Raw genomic sequence first — 23,020 nt, forward strand, 5'->3', positions numbered from 1 at the left:
GAATCATCATTCCGATATCATCGATTCATGCCGCCACGTGAGACCCCCGACTCGCCCCGCCGCCGCATCGTCGAAGCGGCCGTCGAACTGCTGGAGCAAGGAGGGGCGGCGGCGGTGAGCACCCGCGCGGTCGCCGCGGCCGCCGGGGTGCAGCCGCCGGCGATCTACCGCCATTTCGGCGACAAGGACGGACTCCTGGAGGCGGTGGCCGAGTACGGCTACGCGCGGTTCCTGGAGAGCAAGCGCGCGCAGCTCGACCCTGCTCCGGAGGATCCGGTGGCGGAGCTACGTCGCGGCTGGGACATGGTGGTGGAGTTCGGGGTCTCGCGCCCCGAACTGTTCGAGGTGATGAACAGGGCGTCCGGTCGGGGGGCGGACACGGCGCACCGCGCGGGCCTGGACATCCTCCACGGCAGGGTTCGCCGACTGGCGGCAGGCGGGTGGTTGCGGGTCGACGAGGAACTGGCGGCCCAGATCATCCAGGCCACCGGCCGGGGCGCGGTCATCGCCTGGCGCTCCACCCCGGCGGAACGCCGCGATCCGGCGCTGCTGGGCATCCTGCGCGAGTCCATGGTCGCCGCCGTCACCCGTAGCGAACCGACCCTCTCCGCCACCGAGTCCGGCCCCGCCCCGGCGGCCCGCGCGCTGCGGGCCGCACTCTTCGACGTCTCCGGCGAGGCGGTGCCCCTGAGCGACGCCGAACAGCGCCTGCTGCGCGAATGGCTGGACCGCCTGGCCGCGGACGGAAGTGCGCCGACCGGCTGACCTCACGTCATGTCAAGGGCCGCCGGCCGACGCCATGTCTCGCGAGTCCGCTCGCGCCGGGGTGAGATTGCGGCCTCTACCGCTTCGACGTGCCGAGCCTGCGGATCGCGACGGCGATCAGTCCGATGGCTGTCACCGCCGCGAGGGCAATGACGATCTTCTCGCCCAGTCCCAGTGTTCCGATCATGTTGGCCCCCGTCTCGTTCACGTGCGCGTCCGTCCACGAGCGTGAAGTCCTGCCGCAACGTGGGATGACCATGCCACGACCGTCAGTTCGACGGCACTCGCGATGAGAAGCCTTGAGCAACTTCTGAGGCTTCGTGAGTCCCGGCGCCGACCTGTGCTGCCGATTCTTGAGGGCTGCGGTTGGAGCGAGTCGCCGTGGGTCGGGGGACGCCGCTGTTCGTCAAGCCACGGGTCCCGGGGGGATGTGTTCGTGCGATCGTCCGTCCAGGGAGCCCGGGTGGGCTCGTACGGGCTGCCTGCGCGGTTCCCCGGCCCGCGTGATCGCGGGGGCACGCCGTCACCGAAGACGTCGATACCGGACCGCCCTCGTGCTCGCACGGGGCCGGTCCGGCGCTTACGTCCCCGCTACGCGCCGCCCGCTAACGTGCCCCTGACCAGCGAAAAGGCCCTCCGGGACGGAGGGCCTCAGGGTGGTGCGCGATGTGCGCCCCCGGCAGGACTCGAACCTGCGGCCAAGCGCTTAGAAGGCGCCTGCTCTATCCGCTGAGCTACGGGGGCCGGGTGCCGGCCTGGTGTCCCGGATGGCGCTGGTTCAGGCCGTCCGCGACGTTGCCGGGACAAGGATAGGGCTCCGATCGCCTCGTCCCGGTTGCTTCACCTGCGTGGCACGATGTGGAGGTTCGGTGAAGCGAACCGATAATCGCAGGTAGGTGCGATTCATGCATCGCTTTTGGCGCCTCACGCCCCGGGTGTTGTGCACTCGTTATGCCTGCGCCCCACTCGTCCGCTCTGTCCCCGGGGTGGATTCGCCGCGCAGAGAGGGCCCATACGCTTCAAAAAGGCGCCAAAATTGGGCATTCTTCACATGTGGTAACCATGGATGTACGGCCCCAGCTCATCGACGCACTTTCCGCCCTGCGCGACCGTGTCGCTGCCGTGCGTCTTCCACTTCCGCTCCCCGGCGCACCGCGCGCCCGGCAGACGCGGACCGAACTGCTCGCCCAGCTCGACGACTACCTCGTGCCCCGGCTGAGGGACCCCGACGCGCCGCTGCTCGCGGTGATCGGGGGATCCACCGGCGCCGGCAAGTCGACCCTCGTCAACTCGCTGGTGGGGTGCCGGGTCAGCGAGGCCGGTGTGCTGCGGCCCACCACCAGGACCCCCGTTCTCGTGTGCCACCCGGACGACCACCACTGGTTCGCCGGAGCCAGGGTGCTGCCCCAGCTCACCCGCGTATGGCTGCCGCCGGGGCAGAGCCAGGACCCCGACGGCCTCGATCACCTCGGCGCCGAAGGGGAACGCGACGACACCGTGCTGAGGGTGGAGACCGCGGCGACCCTGCCCCGGGGTCTCGCCCTCCTGGACGCCCCGGACATCGACTCGCTCGTCGTGGGCAACCGGGTCCTGGCCGCCGAACTCATCTGCGCCGCCGACGTGTGGGTCATGGTGACCACCGCCTCGCGCTACGCCGACGCTGTGCCGTGGCATCTGCTGCGCACTGCCAAGGAGTACGACGTCTCGCTGGTCACCGTCCTCGACCGGGTGCCGCACCAGGTGATCGCCGAGGTCTCCCGGCAGTACGCCGCGCTGCTCACCCGGGCCGGGCTGGGCGAGGTGCCCCGGTTCACCATCCCGGAACTGCCGGAGTCCGCCGGGGGCGGCAGCGGGCTGCTGCCGACCACCGCCGTCACACCTCTGAAGGCATGGCTCACCCATCGCGCGCAGGATCCGGCCGCCCGTCAGCAGGCCGTGGGGCGTACGGCGTCCGGGGTCATCGACTCGCTCAACGTGCGGATGCCCGAACTCGCCGCCGCCGTGGCCGCGCAGTACGCCGCGGCGGTCCGGCTCACCGGAGTGGTCGAGGACGCCTACGGCACGGAGCTGTCCCGGGTACGGCGGCGGCTCCGCGACGGCGCCGTGCTCGCGGGCGGCGCCCGTACCCGCTGGCGCGGATACCCGCTCTACAGCACCGCCGGAGAGCTGCTCGACGCCCTCGTGGAGAGCCTGGCCGCCCTGCTGCAGTGCGCGGTCGCCGCGTCCGACGAAAGGATCCGCGCCACCTGGCAGCGCGAACCCGCCGCCGGGAACTTTCGGTTCGAGGGCGCCGGCCGTGAGGACGGGGGATGGGGGCCGGCCGAGGACATCCAGGGCCGGATCGGCATGGCCGTGCGGCGCTGGCGGCGGGTCCTCGAGGAACTGGCCGAGGAGGAGGCGCGGCTCCTCGAACGCAACGCGGCCCCCGACGCGGAGACGGTCGCCGCGCTCCTCGCGGCGGCCCTCCTCGGCGGACGCCGCGCCAGGGGCGCGGGGGAGCAGCTGGCCGAACGGATCGGCGCCCAGGGGGCGCTGAGGCTCCGGGACAAGGGCGGGGCACTGCTCACCGAATGCCTCGACCAGGTCATGCACGGCGAACGCGACCGGAGGCTCGCCCCGCTGGACGCGCTCGAAGTCGCCCCGGAGCCGCAGGCCGAGCTCATCGCGGCACTGTCCGTACTGCAGAAGGAGAGGTGGCAGCGATGACTGCCGTCACTGACCAGGGCCGGGACCACGGAATGGCGCCGGAGCCCGAGGGTGCCGAGGATCCCGGGCAGGGCGGCGGGCGCGGCTGGGACGACGGGCTGATCGCCCGCCGCGCCACCGACGCGGGCAAGAAGGCCGCCGAGCGCGAGCGCCCCGGGGACGCGGAGGCCGGGCCCGAGGTCGAGGCGTACGGCCTGCCCGGAAGCCCGCTGCGTCCCCGCCTGGACGCCCTGCGCGAACTGGTGGGTCTCTCCCGCGCCCGCCTGGACGCGGACACGCTCGCCGAGGCGGGCCGGGTCCTCGACGAGGCGTCCGCCCGCCAGCGGCTCTCCTCGCGCCACACGGTCGTCGCCATCGCCGGGGCCACCGGGAGCGGGAAGTCCACTCTCTTCAACGCGCTCGCGGGCGTCCAGATCTCCGACACCGGGCTGCGCAGGCCGACCACCTCGGCCCCCATCGCCTGCAGCTGGACAGACGGAGCCGCCGGGCTCCTGGACCGGCTGGCCATCCCGGGACGGCTGCGGCGCAGGCCCGTCCAGCAGGGCACCCCGACGGACGAGGCGCTGCAAGGGCTCGTCCTCGTGGACCTTCCCGACCACGACTCGGCGGCGACCGGCCATCGTGAACAGGTCGACCGGGTACTCGCCCTGGTCGACGCGGTGATCTGGGTCGTCGATCCGGAGAAGTACGCCGACGCGGCGCTGCACGAGCGCTATCTGCGACCGCTCGCCGGACACGCCGAGATCTCCTTCGTGGTTCTCAACCAGATCGACCGGCTCCCCGGCGAGGCCGCCGACCTGGTCCTGGACGACCTGCGCAGATTGCTCGACGAGGACGGCATGGCCGTGGGGGAGCACGGCGAGCCCGGTGCCACGGTCATGTCCCTGTCCGCACTCACCGGCGCGGGGGTGGGCGACCTGCGCGAGCTGCTGGGCGCCTTCGTCCAGGCGCGCACGGCGGCCGCACGCCGGCTCTCCGCCGACGTGGACGCGGCCGCCGCGCGCCTGCGCCCTGTCTACGTCACCGAAGGACGCCCGGGGCTGGGGGAGCGGTCCCGCGAGGAGTTCACCGGCCGGCTCGCCGAGGCCGTCGGCGCGACCGCGGCCGGCGAGGCGGCGGAACGCGAGTGGCGCAGGAACGCGGGGCGGGCCTGCGGGACGCCCTGGCTGCGGCTGTGGCGCTGGTACGAGTCCACCCGTCAACTGGGCGGCGGTCTCGACCTGATGGCCCAGGTGCTCATTCCGCCGGAGGAGGAACTCACGGCCCGGCAACGGGTGGAGCAGGCGGTCCGGAAGCTGGCGGACGACGCGGCGGAAGGGCTCCCGGCACCGTGGGCGCTGGCCGTCCGCGAGGCCGCGGTGAACGGAGCCGAAGGCCTGCCCGAGGCGCTGGACGAGCTGTCGAGGAACGCGCAGGCCCATGGCACAGGCCGGAGCCGTGGAGATGCCGGGTCCACCCCGCCGACGGGCGGCAAGGGCGCCGTGGCGGCCACGGGCACCCGCGGGCCGGCAGCCCCGGACAAGCGCGCCGCGAAGGCCAAGGGCGGCCGTGCCGCCAAGCCGCCGCGTCCGGCCTGGTGGCCGGCGGCCGTCCTCGCGCAGGCCTCGATGACGCTGCTCCAGATCTTCGGAGGACTGTGGCTGCTCGGCCAGATCGTCGGCGTGCTCGAACCCGGCCTGCTCACCCCCGCCCTGCTCATGCTCGCCGGGGTCGTCGGTGGTCCCCTCGTCGAGTGGGCGTGCGCGGCGGCGGCCCGGGGGCCCGCCCGCCGGTACGGGCAGGAGGCGGAACGCCGGCTCCGCGAGGCCGCGGCGGGCTGCGGAAGGGCCAGGGTCCTCGACCCCGTCGCGGCCGAACTCGCTCGCTACCGCGAGGTCCGGGAGCGGTACGTGGCGGTGACGGAGTTCTCCACAACCGGCCGGTAATCCACAGGGCCCCGCGTGATTCCCGATTTCCGCCCAGCATGGTGTGCGGGGGGATCGGACGGACGAACCGGACCGCCTGAGATCACGCCGTACCGGTGCTCGGCCGACGGCGGCCGGACGGCGAGGGAACATCGTGGGAATCGGGGGACGGGAAATGAACGAAACAGTGGTCACGCTGGTGGGAAACGCCGCGACGGCGGTGGACTTCCGGGAGACGGCGACAGGGGCGACGGCGAGGTTCCGTCTGGCGGTGACACCCCGGCGGTGGGACCGGGAGCAGCGGACCTGGACGGACGGCCGCACCGGTTTCTACACGGTGTGGGCGCGCAGGACGCTCGCGGCGAACCTCACCGGATCGGTCTCCGTCGGGGAACCGCTGGTCGTGCACGGCCGCCTCAAGGTGCGCGAGGAGGAGCGGGACGGAGTGTGGAGGACCTACGTCGACATCGAGGCCATGGCGGTGGGCCATGACCTGACGAGGGGGACGGCCGCCTTCCGGAGGGTCGCCCGAGCCGACCCCTCGCTCACAGCGCCTACGCAACGTCAGAAACCGGCCACGGAAATGGCATCGGTGTCCTGACAGGGAGGGGGCGCGCCGAACGACGCGATAACGATTACGAGTCGGAATGGTTGTCGGACGGTATGACAGGGGATTCCTGTACGCCCGCTCCATACGATTCCCCCGTACTCATGCGGCACTTGAGTTTGCTGGCGAGGCACCTCCCACACGCAACCCAAGCGTGAAGGCCTCGCCCGGAGGGGAATTCTGTGTTTTCTGTGTCTTCAGCATCCACTTCGTCGTCGACAGCGGCGACGGAGGGCTCCATAGGGAGCCGGAGCGGGAGCAGGCGGTATCAGGAGCAGAGTGGGACGCGACGGGGCCACGGTCTCGTCCGCGCGGCCGCGGCGATGCTCGCCGCGGGCCTCGTGGCAGCGGGAACCCTCGTCGGAGCCACGGCGGCGACGGCCGCCCCGGCGGACGAGGCAGGCCAGCACCAGGGCGGGGCGACCGCCGTGCTGGACGGCCTGAAGACGTGGGACAGCGCCGTTCTCCACGACGGTGGCAAGACCAAGGAGCTGCCGGCCGGTCTGTTCGAGCTCGACGTCGACGGCGGCGGTCAGCTGAAGACGTACTGCATCGACATCCACAACCCCACCCAGGAGCGGGCGAAGTACCTGGAGACGCCCTGGGACCAGACCTCGCTCGGGGCCAACGAGAACGCCGGCAAGATCCGCTGGATCCTGCAGCACTCCTACCCCCAGGTCGACGACCTCGCGGCCCTCGCCGGTGAGGCCGGCAGCGGACCGCTGACCGCGAAGACCGCGGCCGCGGGCACCCAGGTCGCCATCTGGCGCTTCTCCGACAAGGCCGAGGTCGAGGCCAAGGACGAGCACGCCGAGAAGCTGGCCGACTGGCTCGAGAAGTCCGCTCAGAGCCTCGCGGAGCCGAAGGCCTCCGTGGCCCTCGAACCCGCGGCGGTCTCCGGCAAGGCCGGTGAGCGGGTCGGCCCGGTCACCGTCCGCACCGACGCCGGCCAGGTCTCCGTGACGCCGCCCGCCGACGCCGCCGCCGGCGGGGTCAAGGTCACCGACAAGGACGGCAAGCCCGTCACCGAGGCCACCGACGGCACCGGCCTCTACTTCGACATCCCCGAGGGCGCGGCCGACGGCTCCGCCTCGCTGACGGTCCAGGCGAACACTTCCGTGCCGGTCGGCCGGGTCTTCGCCGGTCTCACCAAGAGCCAGACGATGATCCTCGCCGGCTCCAGCGAGTCCACGGTCACCGCGTCGGCGAGCGCCACCTGGGCCGACAAGGGCCCGGTCCCCGCGCTCACCGCTGAGAAGAACTGCTCCAAGGGCGGCGTCGACATCACGGCGAGCAACGAGGGTGACGAGGCCTTCACCTTCGAGCTGGCCGGTACCAAGCACACCATCGGCGCCGGCGAGACCCGTACGGTGACGATCCCGGTCGCCGAGGACCAGCCGTACGACTTCACGATCACCGGCCCGGACGGGTTCAGCAAGAACTTCAAGGGTGTCCTGGACTGCGCCACCGCCGGCACCCCGGCTCCGGGTGACGACACCACGACCCAGAGTGGTGCCCAGCCCACCCCCGCCCAGACCGGCACCACCGGCGGTGAGGGCGACCTCGCCGAGACCGGCGGTTCCAGCGCCACCCCCGTGATCGCGGGTGTCGCCATCGCCCTCGTCGTCCTCGGTGGCGGCGCGGTCTTCCTGCTCCGCCGGAAGAAGCCGCAGACCAGCGGTGAGTGAGTGACCACAGGTGCGGAAGGCGCGCACCGGTGAGACGCCCGGCACTGACATCCGTGCCGGGCGTCTCGCGTTCCGGGGGACTCGTGCGCACGGCCCCCGCCGTTCGGCCGCCGGCCGGGCGCCCGCCCCGGTCATGGGCAGTCCCGGCAACGCGCGCCCCGTGCGTGTGTACGTGTCCCCCCGCTCCGGGCTCGCTCGGACGGGCCGTGGCTGTGGGCTCCCGACGTGCGGGGACCGTACCGGGGGGCGGACTGGTTTCCTTCCGGGCACCGGCGTCAGGCAAGATGGGTGTATCTGCCCACACCTCTATTGCTGCCGGACGGTTTCTCTTGGCTGAGTTCATCTACACCATGCGCAAGGCGCGCAAGGCGCACGGCGACAAGGTGATTCTCGACGACGTCACCCTGAACTTCCTGCCCGGCGCGAAGATCGGTGTCGTGGGGCCCAACGGCGCCGGTAAGTCCACGGTGCTGAAGATCATGGCGGGCCTCGAGCAGCCGTCCAACGGCGACGCGTTCCTGTCGCCCGGCTTCAGCGTCGGCATCCTCATGCAGGAGCCGGAGCTCGACGAGAACAAGACCGTCCTCGAGAACGTCCAGGACGGCGCCGCCGAGATCATGGGCAAGCTCAAGCGCTTCAACGAGGTCGCCGAGCTCATGGCGACGGACTACTCCGACGCGCTGATGGAGGAGATGGGCAAGCTCCAGGAGGACCTGGACCACGCCAACGCGTGGGACCTGGACGCCCAGCTCGAGCAGGCCATGGACGCCCTGGGCTGCCCGCCCGGCGACTGGCCGGTCACCAACCTCTCCGGTGGCGAGAAGCGCCGCGTGGCGCTCTGCAAGCTCCTGATCGAGGCCCCGGACCTGCTCCTCCTCGACGAGCCGACCAACCACCTCGACGCCGAGTCGGTGAACTGGCTGGAGCAGCACCTCTCGAAGTACGCGGGTGCCGTCGTCGCCGTCACCCACGACCGGTACTTCCTGAACAACGTCGCCGAGTGGATCCTCGAGCTCGACCGCGGCCGCGCGATCCCCTACGAGGGCAACTACTCCACCTACCTCGACAAGAAGGCCGCCCGCCTCAAGGTCGAGGGCCGCAAGGACGAGAAGCGCCAGAAGCGGCTCAAGGAAGAGCTCGAGTGGGTGCGGTCGAACGCCAAGGGCCGCCAGACCAAGTCCAAGGCCCGTCTCGCCCGGTACGAGGAGATGGCGGCCGAGGCCGACAAGATGCGGAAGCTGGACTTCGAGGAGATCCAGATCCCGCCGGGCCCGCGGCTCGGTTCCATCGTCGTCGAGGTCGAGCACCTCTCGAAGGCCTTCGGCGACAAGGTCCTCATCGACGACCTGTCGTTCACGCTGCCCCGTAACGGCATCGTCGGCGTCATCGGTCCGAACGGCGCGGGCAAGACCACGCTGTTCAAGATGATCCAGGGCCTGGAGACGCCGGACAGCGGTTCGGTCAAGATCGGTGACACGGTCAAGATCTCCTACGTCGACCAGTCCCGCGCCAACATCGACCCCAAGAAGACCCTCTGGGCGGTCGTCTCGGACGAGCTGGACTACATCAACGTCGGCCAGGTCGAGATGCCCTCGCGGGCGTACGTCTCCGCGTTCGGCTTCAAGGGCCCGGACCAGCAGAAGCCGGCCGGTGTCCTCTCCGGTGGTGAGCGCAACCGCCTCAACCTGGCGCTGACGCTCAAGGAGGGCGGCAACCTGCTGCTCCTCGACGAGCCCACCAACGACCTCGACGTCGAGACCCTGTCCTCGCTCGAGAACGCACTCCTGGAGTTCCCGGGTGCGGCCGTGGTCATCTCCCACGACCGCTGGTTCCTGGACCGGGTCGCCACGCACATCCTGGCGTACGAGGGCGACTCCAAGTGGTACTGGTTCGAGGGCAACTTCGAGTCGTACGAGAAGAACAAGATCGAGCGCCTCGGTGCGGACGCGGCACGCCCGCACCGCGCCACGTACAAGAAGCTCACGCGAGGCTGATCGACTTGGCCCGTCACATCTACGACTGCCCGCTGCGCTGGTCGGACATGGATGCCTTCGGCCACGTGAACAACGTGGTCTTCCTCCGCTACCTGGAGGAGGCGCGCATCGACTTCATGTTCCGGCTGGCGCCGGGGGACGGCTCGCCGTCCTTCTCGGGCGGCTCAGTGGTGGCCCGCCACGAGATCGACTACGTGCGCCCGCTGGTCCACCGGCACAAGCCGGTGACCATCGAGTCCTGGGTCACGAAGATCACCGCGGCGTCGCTGACGATCGCCTACGAGGTCAAGGACCCCGAGCAGGTCTACGTACGGGCGTCGACGGTCGTCGTGCCCTACAACCTGGCGGAGGAGCGGCCCCGGCGGATCACCGCCGAGGAGAAGCTCTTCCTCCAGGAGTACCTCGACGACCAGGAGCCCGCTGCCGCATGACCGTGCCAGTGCGGTCGGCGGAGTTCGCCGACACGGGGGAGGCGGCGGATCTCGCCGCCTTCCTCGGACGGCTCCTGCACTACGACCGGGCCGCCGCCGTCCGTCTCCAGGCGGGCGGCGGGGCGCTGGCCGTCTTCGGACGGCCGCCGTCCTTCGAGGTCCTCGCGATCCGTACGGTCAGGCTGTCCGCGGTCCACGACTTCGACATCACGGTCTCGGCCGGTGAGCTCCTCGAAGCGCTGGAAACGGACGGGGCCGGGGCGGCACCCGGGGTGCGCGCGCTCCCCACGCCGGTCACCGGTCCGCCCTGGGCCGGGATGCTTCCCCCGCGCGGCGGGTGGCAAGAACGCCCCGGGCTTCCCGGGCCCCTGGACCTGAGGGACGAACTCACCGCGGCCGTGGCCGAGTTCCGTACCCGTGACGCCGCCCTCCCGGAGGACCGGCGAACCAGGGCGGAGCGCGACCGGATCGGCCGCGACATCTGGTCCCGGACGGTGGGGGACACCGAGCTTCCGCTGCGAGCGGTGCACGCCGCCCAGTCCCTCGGCTTCCTGCGCTCGGCGCCCGGCTTCCCCGTCGCGCTCCTGGCCGCCGGATCCTGGCTGCGGCTGCGTACGCCCTACGGATCGGTGGCGCTGCGGGGCACCGCGGGCGGGGGCCTCGGCACGCTGGCCGTGACGGTCGGGACAGCCTGAGCCCTGCGCGCGCCGGCCCTGACGGTCGCAGTCCCTTGTGCCCTGGGACGCCTCGTGCCTTCCGCCCGGCGGCCGCCGGGCGGAGGCGCCGGGCCGCTACTTCTCCGGGGTGTCCGGCCACACCCCGATGTGGTCCTGTTCGAGCTCCAGCACCACCCGGTGCTCCATGCCCAGCGCCTCCGTGTACTCGGCCGGCAGCTGCAGCCGACCCGCCCGGTCGAGCATCGCGTACTCACGCGCCACCTGGGACTCCTGGCCCGTGGCGGCGTCCACCTCGGTGCGGCGCAGCACCTCGGAGGACGTGCGGCCGTCGCGGATCGCGACCGTACGGCGGACCTCCTGGGCGACCGCCTGGTCGTGCGTGACGATGACGATCGTGGTGCCGAGCTCCTCGTTGGCACGGCGGAAGGCGGCGAACACCTGCTCGCCCGTCACGGAGTCCAGCTCACCGGTCGGTTCGTCGGCGAGCAGCACCGACGGATTGTTGGCCAGGGCGACCGCGATCGCCACTCGCTGCTGCTGACCGCCGGACATCTGGGCGGGGCGCCGGTCACGGCAGTCGGCGACGTCCAGCATCGTCAGCAACGACTCGGCCCGGGCCGCCCGTTCGCGGTTCCGCAGCCCGCCGCGCAACTGCATCGGCAGCGTGATGTTCTGCACGGCCGTCAGATAGGACAGCAGATTCCGGGAGGTCTGCTGCCAGACGAACCCGACGACGTCGCGACGGTAACGCAGCCGTTCCTTCTGGCCCATGGCCAGCAGGTCGCAGCCCGCCACCTTCGCCGAGCCGGCGGTCGGGACGTCCAGGCCGGCCAGGATGTTCATCAGGGTCGACTTCCCGCTGCCGGACGCGCCGACCAGAGCCATCAACTCGCCCTTGGTGACCAGTAGATCGAGGCCCTGGAGCGCCTGGACCTCCACGCCGTCCATGGAGAAGACGCGCACCAGGCGGTCGCACGCGATCAGGGCGTCGTGACCGTAGGACGGCCGGTCGCGGCGTGCCGCGGCCCGCTGCTCCAGCTCGGCCAGGGTGGTCTCTGTCGACGATGTCACCGGGTGTCTCCTGCCCTGAGTTCCTTGATGGATCCGCGGCGGCCCGCCCACCAGGCCTGGACGCCTGCCACCGCCGCGGTGAGGACGACCACGCCAGCCGCCGGGAGCGCCAGCGAGGGTGCGTCGGCCCGGAGCGACGCGGTCTGCGGGACGGCGAGGTCGGCGCCGGCCAGGGCCAGCGCGCCCAGGTCGATGCCGGGTGCCAGCAGGGCGATGGTCGCCCAGCCGACGAGGATCCCCCCGAGCGCGGCCAGCAGCGCCTGCGGCAGGGCCTCCATGACGAGCAGCCGCCGGCCCTGCCGGGTGGTGAGACCCATGGTGCGCAGCCGGGCCAGGAGTGTGCCGCGCTCCGGGGCGGTCCGCAGCAGCGACAGGCCCACGGCGAGCAGGGCGAAGCCTCCACCCGCCGCGACCGCCGCCCCGTAGATCCGCTCGGCCCCCGACTGCATCGGGGTGTCCACGAACCGCTCGCGTTCCTCGGACCGCAGCCGCACCTCGAATCCGGGCCCCGCCTCGTGCGCCGCCGCCCGCAACTGCCGGGCGTCGAGCGAGGAACCGGTGACCAGCAGCGTCGTGGGCCCGCCTTCGGCGAGCCTTGCGGCGTCGACGATCAGGAACTCCGCGTCGGTCACGGCGGCGGTGCGGGGGAGCACGGCGGCGACCCGGACCCTGATGTCCCCCGACCCGGAGGCCACGGTGTGCGGCCCGGTGCCCAGCCGCTCGGCGAGCGCGGGGGAGACCACCGCGGGAAGGACACCGCCGCGCCCCGGCGCGTCCTTCAACGCGGCCGACGGGAAGGGCGGCAGACCCGTGGAGCGGGCCAGCCGCGCGTAGGTGTCCGGCGCGACACCCATGAGCGTCGCGCGCTTCGTGTCCGGCCCGGCCTCCACCGCGGAGGCGAGCGGGACCGCGTACTCGATGTGTACCGGCGCGACGTCCTCGGCTCCCGCCACCGCGCGCACCCGCCGGACCGCGTCACCGGTGAATCCGGCCTGCCCGCCCTCCCCGCTGATCCGGGCATCCGCGCCCACCGCCCGCAACGCGGCCTCGTCACGGGCGTCGGCCACGCCCGCGAGGACCGAACCGCCGAACGCCGCCGTGGTCAGCGCGACCAGCAGGGCGAGCAGCGGCAGGGTGCCGCTCGACGAGGCCCGGCCGGCGCGGGCCAGCGACAGGAAGCCGACCGCCCCGCGCAGCCGGGCCACGGGGCGGGCCGCCAGCCGCAGCGGCAGCGGATAGAGGCGTACGAGCACCAGCGCCGCGATGAGCCCGGTCAGCACGGGAGCGGCGCTGACCAGAAGGTCGGCACCCGAGCCCGAGGACGTGCCCCTCCTGCGCAGCGCCACGACCGCGCCGACCGCCAGGACGAGCAGGGTCAGCTCCGCCACCGTGCGGCGACGGCTCGGCCTGGCGGCGACCACGTCCTCGCGGGCGCCGTGCAGCAGCGGCCGGCGGTGGTTCAGCGCCGTGTGCAGCGGCAGCACGACGCAGACGAGCACCGCGACCCCCGCCGCGCCCAGAACCGAGGGCAGGAGGCGGGCCTCTCCGACGAGCAGCACCGCGGCCGGCAGCGCGAGCGCCGCCGCGGGCACCACGGCCACGGCGGTCTCGGCGAGAAGCCGCCCGCCGATGCCCGGCAGCGAACCCCCGCGTGAGCGCAGGAGCGCGAGCTCCTGGTGACGGCGGGCACCGATCAGCCCACAGGTCATCAGCAGGACCACGGCGGCCACCGCGCCGACGCCGACCGCGGCGACCGTGACCACCGGGCCGATCGCGGCGCGCATCCCCGACCAGGAGTCGAGGATGGCGTCCAGATCCGTGGTGAGCGCCGCGTTCGGCCCGGCGACGTCACGCAGTTTCAGCAGTCCCGGGCCGTTCTCCGCCGCCGCGACCCCGGTCGCCAGAGCCGCGACGTCCGCCGCGGTCAGCCCCGAGGTGTCCGGAGCCAGACGCCAGAACAGCTCCGGCTCACCGGTGGTGGCGAGCAGAGCCGGGCCCGCGTCCGGAGCCAGGAGCAGGGTGGCCCGCCAGTAGGAGACGGGTGTCCGGGACGCCGGGTCCCGGACCAGGGACGGTGCCCGCAACAGCGGGTCGACCGCCCAGTAGCCGCTCTCCGGGCGCAGCGGGGCGACGATGCCGGTGACACGCACGGTGAGCGGATCGCCGGACTGGGTGGGGACCGCGATCGCCGAGCCCGGCTTCATCCGCAGGTCCCTGGCGGTGTCCTCGGTGACGGCCGCCTCCACCTCGCGGCTGTCCATGGTGACCGTGGACCGTGCCACCGGCCAGCGGCCCGACGTCAGGGTGCTGTGCGCGGGAAGCGCCGACGGGGCGGCGTAGGTCAGCCGGGCCGGGAGCGCGTCGGGGCGGGGCAGCCAGTCCTCCTCCGCGGCGAGCGGCTTCGTGGTGTGCGCCCCGTACGAGGAGCGCGCCGGGTCGGCGCGCACGGGATCCGGGAGCGCCCCGATCAGGGCCCCCTCGGCCGACGCCAGGGAGTCCTCACGCATCGCGCGCTCGCGGACCGACGGCGGCTGCCCGAGCGGGGGCGGCGGCGCCGCGATCTCCAGGACGCTCCGGCCCGGTGGGGCGGTCGCGATGTCGTGCCGCAGCGCCCTGGTCTCGTAGGCGTCCACGGAACGCGGGAACGCGGCGGCGAGGAAGGCGGTCAGGAACACCAGGACCGCCAGGGCGGCGAAGACACCGGGGGCGGTGCGCAGCCTCGTACGGACCCAGGGGGCGCTCGCAGCGGGGGACTTGGCGGATCTCATGTCAGTTGTCCCCCTGGTGGCGCAGTGACACCGCGGGGTCGGCGCGGCGCAGAGTGATCGCGGCGACGAACACCAATGGCAGCGCCACCACCGCTGCCAGCAGGACCGCCACCTGCCCGGCCGGAAGCAGCACCAGCACGTCGGGCACCGGCCTGGTGGCCTGCCCGGTCAGCACCACGAGCGGTACGACCGCCCTGGTGAGCACCGCCCCGAGGGCCAGACCGATCAGCAGGGCCAGGGTGATCAGCACACCCTGTTCGGCCGCCATCATCCGGGCGAGTCCGCGACGGGGGGCGCCGAGAGCACGCAGCACGGCGAATTCGGCGGCCCGTTCACGCCGCGAGCCCACCAGGCCCACGGCGAAGCCGACCGCCGCAAGCGCGGCGGCCACCGCGGCGACCGCCGGCAGCGCGGCCCGGGGGCCCGCCCCCAGCGGGTCGTCCGCGAGATCCCGGGCCACCTCGTCGCGGACCAGGACCTGCGCGGGGTCGGTGCCGGGCAGGGCGCGCAGCCGGGACGCGACCTCCGCGCTCTTCCCCGGCGCCGTGCTCAGCCACCACTCCGTGGGCGCGAGAGCGGCCCCGGAGCGGTGGGCGAGCACCTCCGACAGCGCCCGCAGATCGAGCAGCAGGCCGCCGCCCGGCCGCACCGACGGGTCCGAGGGAGCCCCGCCCGACGGGCCGGAGGCGGCGCCGGTGCCGGTCGTGGGCAGTTGCCGCACCGACTTCACGAGCTTCACCCGGACCGTGTTGCCACCGAGCGTGAGGTCGGTCTCCTGGCCGATCTCCGCCCCCGCGTACTTCAGATAGGCGTCGGTCGCCACGGCGTTCAGGGCGGGTGCCGCCGGACGGACCGAGGTGACCCGCAGCGTGCTGACCGGGTCGCCCTGGTAGCCGCCGCCGGAGGGGGTGTGCCCCGTCTCGTAGCGGTATGCCGGAGACGCACCGGACGACGTCACCGCCCGGGGTGTCCCCGCGGCCTGTTCGTCCCCCGCGGCCGCCATGGTCGCTCCCGCCTGCCAGCGCACTCCGTCCGAGGCGGCCGCGGGCCGCTCCTCTCCCCCCTCGGTGAGGGCCCTGAGCCCGCTCACGGAGACCAGACGGGTCTCGGCGCTGCCCTCGGGGACGTCGCTGTCGACCTCGAAGCCGGTCACCGCGGGCTCACCGGCCGCCGACACGGGGAAGGACAGGGTGTGCGCGCGTCCGTCGACGGGGACCGTTCCCGCCCCGACCCGGTAGCCGATGCCGTAACGGTCCTCCAGCAGCACACTGATCAACGCCGTAGCCCCGGACGGGGACCTTCCGCCCGGCGCCGCGGTGTCGCGGATCCGTAGATCAAGCAGGGCCCGCTCGCTGCCCCGGGGCAGCGGCACACCGGTCCTGGCGGTCCGGGGAGGCGCTGTCGCCTCGAACACCTTCCGCGGTGCGGTGCCCGCGAGGTCCTCGCGCATCAGCATCCGCTCGTCCGCGTGCGCCGTGTCCAGGGCCAGCACCTCGGCGGTACGGCCGCCCGACAGGTCGGTCGTGGTCCGGTAGGCGGGCGCCGCCCCCTCGACCCCGGGCAGACCGGAGTAGGCGGGGGCATCCGCCTGGCCGACGCCCACCACGCGTATCGACGCGCCCGATCTGAAGTCCGCCTGGTCCCGCTGCGAACGCTCCCAGGAGGCGCTCTGACCGATCGCCAGCATCCCCATGGCGACCGACAGGACCAGCAGCAGCACCGGGCCCGCCCCGCGCAGCGGGCGACGGCTGAACTGCCAGCCCGCCAGCGCCGCCGCCAGCCCCTTGCCGCCCGCCGCACGCCGCTCGGCGAGCCTGGCGGCGGGCGGGAGCAGACGGAGGGTCAGCACCGTGCCCGCGAGCAGGGCCAGGGCGGGGGCGGCCACCAGCAGGGGATCGACACCCAGCTCGCCCTGCCGGTCGCCGCTGAGCGCACCGGTGCCCGAGGAGCCGGTCTGCCGGTCCAGCTGCCAGTACGCGACCCCCGCGATCAGCAGCAGAGCGATGTCGGCGCCCGCCCGCACGGAGGAGGGCAGCGCCGAGGCACGGGAGCCCCGTCGGCCGCCCGCCCCCGTGGCCAGGGCAGGCGCGACCACGGCGGCCGCGCACGCCAGCGCGACGCCGCCCGCCACCAGCCACACCGACCCGTCCGCCCCGCCGTCGAGCCGCAGCCCGATCCGGCCGAGCTCGCTCCGGGCGGCGAGCAGCCGCGTCAGCGGACCCGCGAGCAAGGGGGCGACGAGGACGGCGGGCAACGCCAGCAGCAGGGCCTCGACGCCGGCCAGACCGGCGATCCTGCCCCGCGACGCCCCACGGGCCCGCAGCAGACCGGTCTCGCCCGCACGCTCGGTGCTCAGCAGCCCGGCGACGAGCAGCAGCGCGTATCCGGAGAGCACGACGAGCTGGACGGCGACGATCATGACGGTGGAGCGGGACACCAGCAGCGCCCGCTGGATCTGGTCGATGACGGTCGGCAGCGAGATCCGTACGGTGGCCCCGTCCCCGAAGTGGCCGGAGAGCGCCCTCGGCCCGTCCGTCGCCGCCCGGCGCAGCGCCTCAACCCTCCCGGTCGTCACCGTGCGGAAGTCGGCGCCGGCCTGCCAGGCCGCCTGGCCCGGGCTCAGCCTGCCGGAGTGCAGCACCGACGGGTCGGCCAGCAGCGGACCGTACGTGGTGAAGACGACCGTGCGGACGCCCCGCCCGCCGAGCGGGTCCAGCAGCCAGTACGGATCGGTCAGGTCGCGGGGTTCGTACACACCCGTGATCTCGACCGGCAGGGGCGCGTCCTTCAGACGGTCGGTGAGGGTGACGCGGGACCCCGGCCGCAGCTTCAGCGCGTCGGCGGCCGCACGGGGCAGTGCCACTTCCACGGGCCCCTTCGGACCGTCGGCACCCGCGGCCGGCATCCGGCCCTCGACGAGGCGCACCCGGCTCCGGTCGAGCGAGGCCAGGTGCGTCAGGTCGGGTTCCTCGCGCCGCCCGGCGGACCCCCGGTCACGCGGCAGCGCGTAGGAGCCAGAACTCTCCAGCTTCCGTACGGTGACCGGCAGCCCGTCGAAGGTGGCCCGCGCGGTCCGGTGCACCACGGCATCCGCGTCGGCGAGCTCCTCGCGCTCCACGTCGGCCGTCACCAGGAGGGAGGCGTCCGCGGCGGAGCGCCCGGTCAGTGTGTGCCGCAGGGCGGCGTCGCCCATCGAGCCGGAGAACGCCGTCAGCGCCGCCAGTACACAGGTGGTGAGCAGCACCGCCAGGAGGGCGGCCGCGAGCAGGAGCCGGTGCGCGCGCACCCGCAGAAGGACGAACCCCGTCACCCGATCCCCCGAACCCGGAAAGCCTCACGCCTCGTACGCCCCCCGGCGTCCTGGAGATGCTTTCAGAGCACACGGGCTCCTGGAAACCGCCTGCGGGCCGACCTTGACGCGATCGTGACCGTTCAGCGACCCCGGAGCACCGGATTGCGTACGGGTCTCAGCCCGCGGTGTTGACCATGGAAGCGGCCGCGTACGTGAGGTAGTCCCACAACTGGCGTTCCTGCTCAGGAGGGAGGCCGAGCTCGTCGAGCGCCACCCGCATATGACCGAGCCAGGCGTCGTGCGCCGCCCGGTCCACCTGGAACGGCGCGTGCCGCATCCTCAGCCGCGGATGCCCACGCTGATCGCTGTAGGTACGCGGACCACCCCAGTACTGCATGAGGAACAGCGCGAAGCGCTCCTCCGCCGGCCCGAGGTCCGCCTCCGGATACATGGGCCGCAGCAGAGGGTCGCCGGCGACGCCCTGGTAGAAGCGGTGCACCAGGCGCCGGAAGGTCTCCTCGCCGCCGACCTGCTCGTAGAAGGTCTGCTCCTGCAGCGTGTCGCGCGGAATCTCAGTCACCCGTCCATCGTCGCAGACGCGACGACCGAGGGCCGGGGTCCTAGGACCCCGGCCCTCGGTGAGCGCGCGGTGGATCAGTCGCGGCGGACCGTGATCGTCGTCCAGGCACCCACGTGAACCCGGTCGCCGTCCTGCAGCGGGACGGGCACGTAGGGCTGGATGGGGTCCTCGGCACCGTTGAGGGTGGTGCCGTTGGTGGAGTTCTGGTCGACCACGGCCCAGCTGCCGTCCGGCTGCTGCACCAGCACGGCGTGCTGGTGCGAGACGCCCGGGTCCTCCGGCGGAACGGCCAGGTCGATGTCCGGGGACTCACCCGTGCTGTGCCGCTTCCGGCCGATGGTGACCTGGCTGCCGGTGAGCGGCAGGCGCTGCTCCGGGGAGTACGCGGGCAGGTTGAGCCCGGTCGCCTCGGGACCGCTGCGCTGCATCATCGCCATGAAGTAGTCGCGGTCCGGTGCGATCACCGCCTGCCAGCTGCCCGGTCCCTGGTCCCGCGACTCCTGGACGGGGCCCTGGCCGGGGAACTGCTGCTGCAGGGGCTGCGGGGCCCCGGGCGCCTGCGGACCCTGCGGGAAGCCCTGCGAAGGCTGTTCCTGCCGGGAGGGCGGAGGCAGCATCCAGTCGTCGTCCCCACCGGGCCGCGGTGCGTGCGGCTGCGGGGGAGCGGGCGGCGCGGACTGCTGCTGGAACGCCGGCGGAGGCGGCGGGCCGCCCTGGTGCTGCGGCTCGAAGACCGACGGACGGCCGCCGGGCTGTCCCGGTCCGGGCTGCGGCTGCGCCGGTCCCGGCTGGCCCGGGACCTGCTGACCGGGGCCCGGCTGACCGGGCCGGCCCTGCGGGTCGAACATCGAGGGCGGGCCGCCCTGCCCCGGCCCCTGAGGGCCGGGTGTCTGTCCACCCGGCCGGCCCTGCGGCTCGAACGGGGACGGCGACTGCTGCTGGAACGCCGGCGGCGGAGGCGGCGGGCCCTGCTGGAAGGACGGCGGGGGCGGCGGACCGGGGCGGCCGTCCTGCTCCGGGGAGAGCGGCTCGGCCGGCCTGTTGACCTGCGAGGGCCGCGAGCCCTGGTACTCGAACGGATCGCGCTGCTGCTGCGGGGGCGGGCCCTGCTGGGCCTGGAAGCCGGGCGGCAGATTCAGCCCGGGACCGGGACCGCCCGGGCCGCCCCGAGGAGCGATCGGGGTGTAGGAGGTGGCGGTGTTCGTGAGGAAGTTCCAGCGGCACTCCTCGCAGAACGGCGCCATCGCCTCACGCGGGGTGCGGCACTGCGGGCAGAGCTCGGCCTGGGCGGTCGGCTGTCCGGAACCGGGCCCCTGCGGGTAGCCGTATCCGGAGGCGGGCGGCGGTGGAGGCGGCGGCGGGACCGCGCCCGCGGGCGCGGTCGTCCCGGCCATGCGGTGTCCGCAGACCTCGCACCAGTCCTCGGAACCCGACTGGTGTCCGTTCGGGCAGGTCGGCATGTCGGCGCTTCCCCCTCTCCTCGTCCGGCCCGGAGGCCGTCATGCTCGTCGGCGCGCCGTCCGGACGGCCGGGAGGCCTCCGTACGGCTGTGTCGTTGTCGTTCGTCCCGCTATTTCTTGACACGAACTGTCTTGGTCGAGCGCGTTTCGAGCGTCATCTCGTCCGCTTCCGCGACCCTGGCTTTCAGTCGCACAGTACCGGTCGCCGCGTCGACGACGTCGACCACCTTCGAAAGCAGTTTCGCAGTATCCGCGTTTCCGGAAGCCGACGCGAGCTGCACCGCACGGCCGAGTTTCGCCGTCGCTCCGTCGAGATCTCCCGATTTGCGGGCATCCAGGCCCTGCTGGATGACCTGTGCCAGCTCCGCCTGCCCCGTGTAGTGCGCCACCTGCGGATTCATGACGGTGGACGCCGCCATGTCGTCCGTCCAGACAGCCCGCACCAGGCCCTGCGAGAGCGTCTGCGGAGCTTCCCCTTCCGAAACGGGCGGAAGGATCAGCGAGACCCGCGCCGCCAGCATCTCCTGGCCGATCCCGGCCTCCGGAACCCTCACGCACACGTGGTAGTCCCTGGACTCGTCGCCCCACGATCCCGTCGGGTAGTCCCCGGCACGTGGACCGGCCTGCGTACGCCGTCCTGTCAGGTCCGCGACCGTGGGCGCCACCTGCTTCACGAAGCCGATCTCGACACCGACCGGGGTCCAGAGGCGCAGCGCCACGTCCGCGACCTCCTTGCCCATCGCGTTCTCCATCATCCGCGTGAAGTCCGCGGCCAGTCCCGCCGGATCGGCGACTATGTCGGCCGTGCCGAGCAGGGCCGAGGCGATCCCCGTGACCTCCTTCACCTCCCAGTCGGTGCCCACGCCACGCGCGTCACAGGTGAACCGTCCCGCGCAGTCGTCCAGGGCGGCCCGCAGATCCTCCGGTGACTCGTGCTCGTTGCGGCCGTCGGTCAGGAGGATGCCGTGCCGGATGTCCGCCTCGGACGCCGCGAGCAGCCGGCCGGCCAGCCGCAGCCATGTGCCGATCGCCGTACCGCCTCCGGCGGCGAGCCGGCGCAGGGCCTCCTTGGCCTCGGTCCTCGTACGGGCGTCGGCGACGGCCAGCCGCCCGCCGCCGGGATAGACGTCCTCGGCCACATGCGTCCCGGCGACCACGGCGAAACGGGTGCCGTCCCGCAAGGTCTCGATGGCGGCCGCCGTCGCCTCACGGGCGTTGCGCATCTTCGTCGGGGGGTGGTCCATCGAACCCGAGCAGTCGACCATGAGCACCACGGCCGCGTCCGCCGCCCGCCCCGGCACCGGAACGCCGTCGGCGAGTGGCACACCGCCGGTCGTGCCCCCGCCGGTGGACGTGACCGTCACGATCGCGTTGACGTCCCGGCCGCCCTCGGGCAGGTAGGCGTTCTGGTACACCTCGACGGAGAACTGAGGCACGGTCGACTTGGAGAAGTTGGCCATCTGATCGGCTCCTTGAGGCTCCACCTGGGTCCGGTTCTGCCCGGCGAGGACAGACGGATCCGGTGGGACGGGCGGACGGGTTCGGGGCGGGACGAGGAGCCCGTGGCGGCGGGCGAGGGGCGGAAGCGGGACGATTCCGTGGGCACGGGGCGGATGCGGGACGAGGGGTCCGGGTCGGCGTGAGGTGGAGGAGGCGAAGGACGAACGGGCGCCGGGCAGGCCGGACCGCCGGCCGGAGACCGGCCGGCGGAGCGCGGCTCAGGCCGATCCTGCCCCTCGCGCCGCCACGGCGAACGGCAGCAGCGCCACTGTTACGTTGTCGTGGCCCCCGCCGTCGAGCGCATGCCCCACGAGCACCTGGGCGCCGTGCAGAGGCCTTCGGTGCGCGTCGGGGGGTACGACCGCGGCCATCTCACCGGCCGCTTCCGCGTAGTTCCACAGGCCGTCGGTGCAGACCACCACCAGGCCGGGCCGGTCCGGTTTGAAGGACGCGGTGTGCGGCTCCAGTTCGTAGGCGTCGGCGCCGAGCCACCCCGTGATCGCGTGGGCGCGCTCGTCGGCGTAGGCCTCCGCCTCGCTCATCAGGCCGGCCGCGACCATCTGCGCCGCCCAGGAGTCGTCCTCCGTCAGCCGGGCCGGTGGCTGCGAACGGTCCTCGGGAACCCAGTAGGCACGACTGTCGCCGACCCAGCCGACGACGAGCAGGCCGCCCGCCGCGATCGCGCCGACCAGGGTGCAGGCCGGGGCGTTCTCCTGGCGGTGCTGATCGTGCTCCAGCGCCCTGCCCGGCTCCTGGGCCAGCGCGTTTACGGCCTCGGACGCCGCCAGGATGGCGTCGTGCATGGCCTGTTGCGGATGCGTCCCACGCGGCAGCGACTCCAGCAGTGCCTCGTTGGCGGCGCCCGCCGCGGCGGCCGACGCCTCGTCGGGGCGGCTCGCCGAGGAGACGCCGTCGCACACGATGGCGACGACCGCGGGCGAGCCGTCCGGCAGGGCGGTCGACGACACGGCGAAGGAGTCCTCATTGCGGTGGTGGCGCAGACCGCGGTCGCTCACCGCGGCCACCGAACCGAGCTCCTGCTCCATGTGGTCGCGCTCGCGCGGCTGGGCGTGGCCGCAGTTCTCGCAGTAGCCGTCGGAGTCCACCTGGCCCGAGCGGCAGGCCACACAGACCTTGGCACCGGTCACCGGGGCACCCGCCGACGCGTGCTCCGTCGTACGAGGGTCGGGTGCGGCCAGTTCGAAGTCCCCCGAGGTGCCGCCCGCACCGGCCGGCACCGGCGCACCGCCCGGCTCGTCGTGACGGACGGCCGGCTCCCCGGTGGGCAGCGGCCTGCCACCCGAGTCGACACCCGGCAGGTCGGCCGGCCTGTGCGTCGGCGCCGACCGGTCGGAACTGTCCGTCACGGACGCGGCCGGCCACTCCACCCCGGCGGCGGGCGCCTCGGGGGCACGCCGCGCGGGCACCGTGACGGCGACCGTGGGACGGTCACCCGGAGGAGCCGGTACGGCCGAGAGGTCGTATCCGCACGCCCCGCAGAACAGGTCGCCCGACTCCAGCGGCTCTTCGCAGCTCGGGCACCCCGGCAGGGAGGCCTTCTGGTGGATCTGTGACAT

At 73.2% G+C, this 23,020-nt stretch carries 16 protein-coding genes and 1 tRNA gene; 8 read left to right on the forward strand and 9 right to left on the reverse strand.

Annotated elements, in window-relative coordinates; all coding sequences use genetic code 11:
* Positions 1–27 precede the first annotated feature (27 nt).
* Positions 28–765, forward strand: a complete 738-nt coding sequence (locus ACGFNN_RS01825) for a TetR/AcrR family transcriptional regulator (protein ID WP_393551920.1) — start codon at positions 28–30, stop codon at positions 763–765.
* Positions 766–841: 76 nt separating this feature from the next.
* On the opposite strand, the gene ACGFNN_RS01830 is transcribed toward ACGFNN_RS01825, so the two are convergent.
* Together ACGFNN_RS01830 and ACGFNN_RS01835 are read right to left on the reverse strand one after the other, a co-directional pair.
* A complete protein-coding gene (locus ACGFNN_RS01830) occupies positions 842–973 on the reverse strand; it encodes a hypothetical protein (RefSeq protein ID WP_393551922.1) in 132 nt (43 codons plus the stop codon).
* A 463-nt stretch (positions 974–1,436) separates the two neighbouring features.
* Positions 1,437–1,509, reverse strand: a tRNA-Arg gene (locus ACGFNN_RS01835).
* A gap of 318 nt (positions 1,510–1,827) precedes the next feature.
* Here ACGFNN_RS01835 and ACGFNN_RS01840 point away from each other — a divergent pair.
* The 7 genes from ACGFNN_RS01840 to ACGFNN_RS01870 all read left to right on the forward strand — a co-directional run bounded on the left by ACGFNN_RS01840 (position 1,828) and on the right by ACGFNN_RS01870 (position 10,790).
* Entirely contained in the window at positions 1,828–3,471 is a 1,644-nt protein-coding gene (locus tag ACGFNN_RS01840) for a dynamin family protein (RefSeq protein ID WP_393551924.1), read from the forward strand.
* Entirely contained in the window at positions 3,468–5,396 is a 1,929-nt protein-coding gene (locus tag ACGFNN_RS01845) for a GTPase (protein ID WP_393551926.1), read from the forward strand. Before ACGFNN_RS01840 ends, ACGFNN_RS01845 begins: the two co-directional genes overlap by 4 nt.
* 154 nt (positions 5,397–5,550) lie before the next feature.
* Positions 5,551–5,976 (forward strand): single-stranded DNA-binding protein, encoded by a 426-nt coding sequence (locus ACGFNN_RS01850; protein ID WP_393551928.1) that lies wholly within the window; start codon positions 5,551–5,553, stop codon positions 5,974–5,976.
* A 329-nt stretch (positions 5,977–6,305) separates the two neighbouring features.
* Positions 6,306–7,670: an LAETG motif-containing sortase-dependent surface protein gene (locus ACGFNN_RS01855; protein WP_393552887.1), complete on the forward strand. Its 1,365-nt coding sequence runs from the start codon at positions 6,306–6,308 to the stop codon at positions 7,668–7,670.
* A gap of 329 nt (positions 7,671–7,999) precedes the next feature.
* Entirely contained in the window at positions 8,000–9,664 is a 1,665-nt protein-coding gene (ettA, locus tag ACGFNN_RS01860; protein WP_362549639.1) for an energy-dependent translational throttle protein EttA, read from the forward strand.
* Between the two features lie 5 nt (positions 9,665–9,669).
* On the forward strand, positions 9,670–10,095 hold the full coding sequence (locus ACGFNN_RS01865; protein ID WP_362549642.1) for a thioesterase family protein: 426 nt from the start codon (positions 9,670–9,672) through the stop codon (positions 10,093–10,095).
* Positions 10,092–10,790, forward strand: a complete 699-nt coding sequence (locus tag ACGFNN_RS01870) for a hypothetical protein (protein ID WP_393551930.1) — start codon at positions 10,092–10,094, stop codon at positions 10,788–10,790. Before ACGFNN_RS01865 ends, ACGFNN_RS01870 begins: the two co-directional genes overlap by 4 nt.
* A 96-nt stretch (positions 10,791–10,886) precedes the next feature.
* Here the strand turns inward: ACGFNN_RS01870 and ACGFNN_RS01875 are convergent, their stop codons facing one another.
* From ACGFNN_RS01875 to ACGFNN_RS01905, 7 genes are all read right to left on the reverse strand, one after another.
* Entirely contained in the window at positions 10,887–11,843 is a 957-nt protein-coding gene (locus ACGFNN_RS01875; RefSeq protein WP_393551932.1) for an ABC transporter ATP-binding protein, read from the reverse strand.
* Positions 11,840–14,611, reverse strand: coding sequence for an ABC transporter permease (locus ACGFNN_RS01880; protein ID WP_393551934.1), 2,772 nt, complete (start codon positions 14,609–14,611; stop codon positions 11,840–11,842). Before ACGFNN_RS01880 ends, ACGFNN_RS01875 begins: the two co-directional genes overlap by 4 nt.
* Position 14,612: 1 nt before the next feature.
* Positions 14,613–17,921: an FtsX-like permease family protein gene (locus ACGFNN_RS01885; RefSeq protein ID WP_393551936.1), complete on the reverse strand. Its 3,309-nt coding sequence runs from the start codon at positions 17,919–17,921 to the stop codon at positions 14,613–14,615.
* Positions 17,922–18,078: 157 nt separating this feature from the next.
* The gene (locus tag ACGFNN_RS01890) at positions 18,079–18,483 is read right to left on the reverse strand and encodes a globin (RefSeq protein ID WP_362669352.1); all 405 of its coding nucleotides are present in this window, start codon (positions 18,481–18,483) and stop codon (positions 18,079–18,081) included.
* Between the two features lie 74 nt (positions 18,484–18,557).
* Positions 18,558–19,943, reverse strand: a complete 1,386-nt coding sequence (locus ACGFNN_RS01895; protein ID WP_393551938.1) for an FHA domain-containing protein — start codon at positions 19,941–19,943, stop codon at positions 18,558–18,560.
* A 110-nt stretch (positions 19,944–20,053) separates the two neighbouring features.
* Entirely contained in the window at positions 20,054–21,403 is a 1,350-nt protein-coding gene (locus ACGFNN_RS01900) for a VWA domain-containing protein (protein WP_393551940.1), read from the reverse strand.
* Positions 21,404–21,661: 258 nt separating this feature from the next.
* Positions 21,662–23,020, reverse strand: coding sequence for a PP2C family serine/threonine-protein phosphatase (locus ACGFNN_RS01905; protein ID WP_393551942.1), 1,359 nt, complete (start codon positions 23,018–23,020; stop codon positions 21,662–21,664).

Source organism: Streptomyces sp. NPDC048590 (genome assembly GCF_043199535.1).
Classification (GTDB): domain Bacteria; phylum Actinomycetota; class Actinomycetes; order Streptomycetales; family Streptomycetaceae; genus Streptomyces.

Bases quoted from the DNA above. Each gene is read 5' to 3' on its own strand.
- ACGFNN_RS01825 (WP_393551920.1), top strand. From the start codon at position 28: ATGCCGCCACGTGAGACCCCCGACTCGCCCCGCCGCCGCATCGTCGAA.
- ACGFNN_RS01840 (WP_393551924.1), top strand. From the start codon at position 1,828: ATGGATGTACGGCCCCAGCTCATCGACGCACTTTCCGCCCTGCGCGAC.
- ACGFNN_RS01845 (WP_393551926.1), top strand. From the start codon at position 3,468: ATGACTGCCGTCACTGACCAGGGCCGGGACCACGGAATGGCGCCGGAG.
- ACGFNN_RS01850 (WP_393551928.1), top strand. From the start codon at position 5,551: ATGAACGAAACAGTGGTCACGCTGGTGGGAAACGCCGCGACGGCGGTG.
- ACGFNN_RS01855 (WP_393552887.1), top strand. From the start codon at position 6,306: ATGCTCGCCGCGGGCCTCGTGGCAGCGGGAACCCTCGTCGGAGCCACG.
- ACGFNN_RS01870 (WP_393551930.1), top strand. From the start codon at position 10,092: ATGACCGTGCCAGTGCGGTCGGCGGAGTTCGCCGACACGGGGGAGGCG.
- ACGFNN_RS01880 (WP_393551934.1), bottom strand. From the start codon at position 14,611: ATGAGATCCGCCAAGTCCCCCGCTGCGAGCGCCCCCTGGGTCCGTACG.
- ACGFNN_RS01895 (WP_393551938.1), bottom strand. From the start codon at position 19,943: ATGCCGACCTGCCCGAACGGACACCAGTCGGGTTCCGAGGACTGGTGC.
- ACGFNN_RS01900 (WP_393551940.1), bottom strand. From the start codon at position 21,403: ATGGCCAACTTCTCCAAGTCGACCGTGCCTCAGTTCTCCGTCGAGGTG.
- ACGFNN_RS01905 (WP_393551942.1), bottom strand. From the start codon at position 23,020: ATGTCACAGATCCACCAGAAGGCCTCCCTGCCGGGGTGCCCGAGCTGC.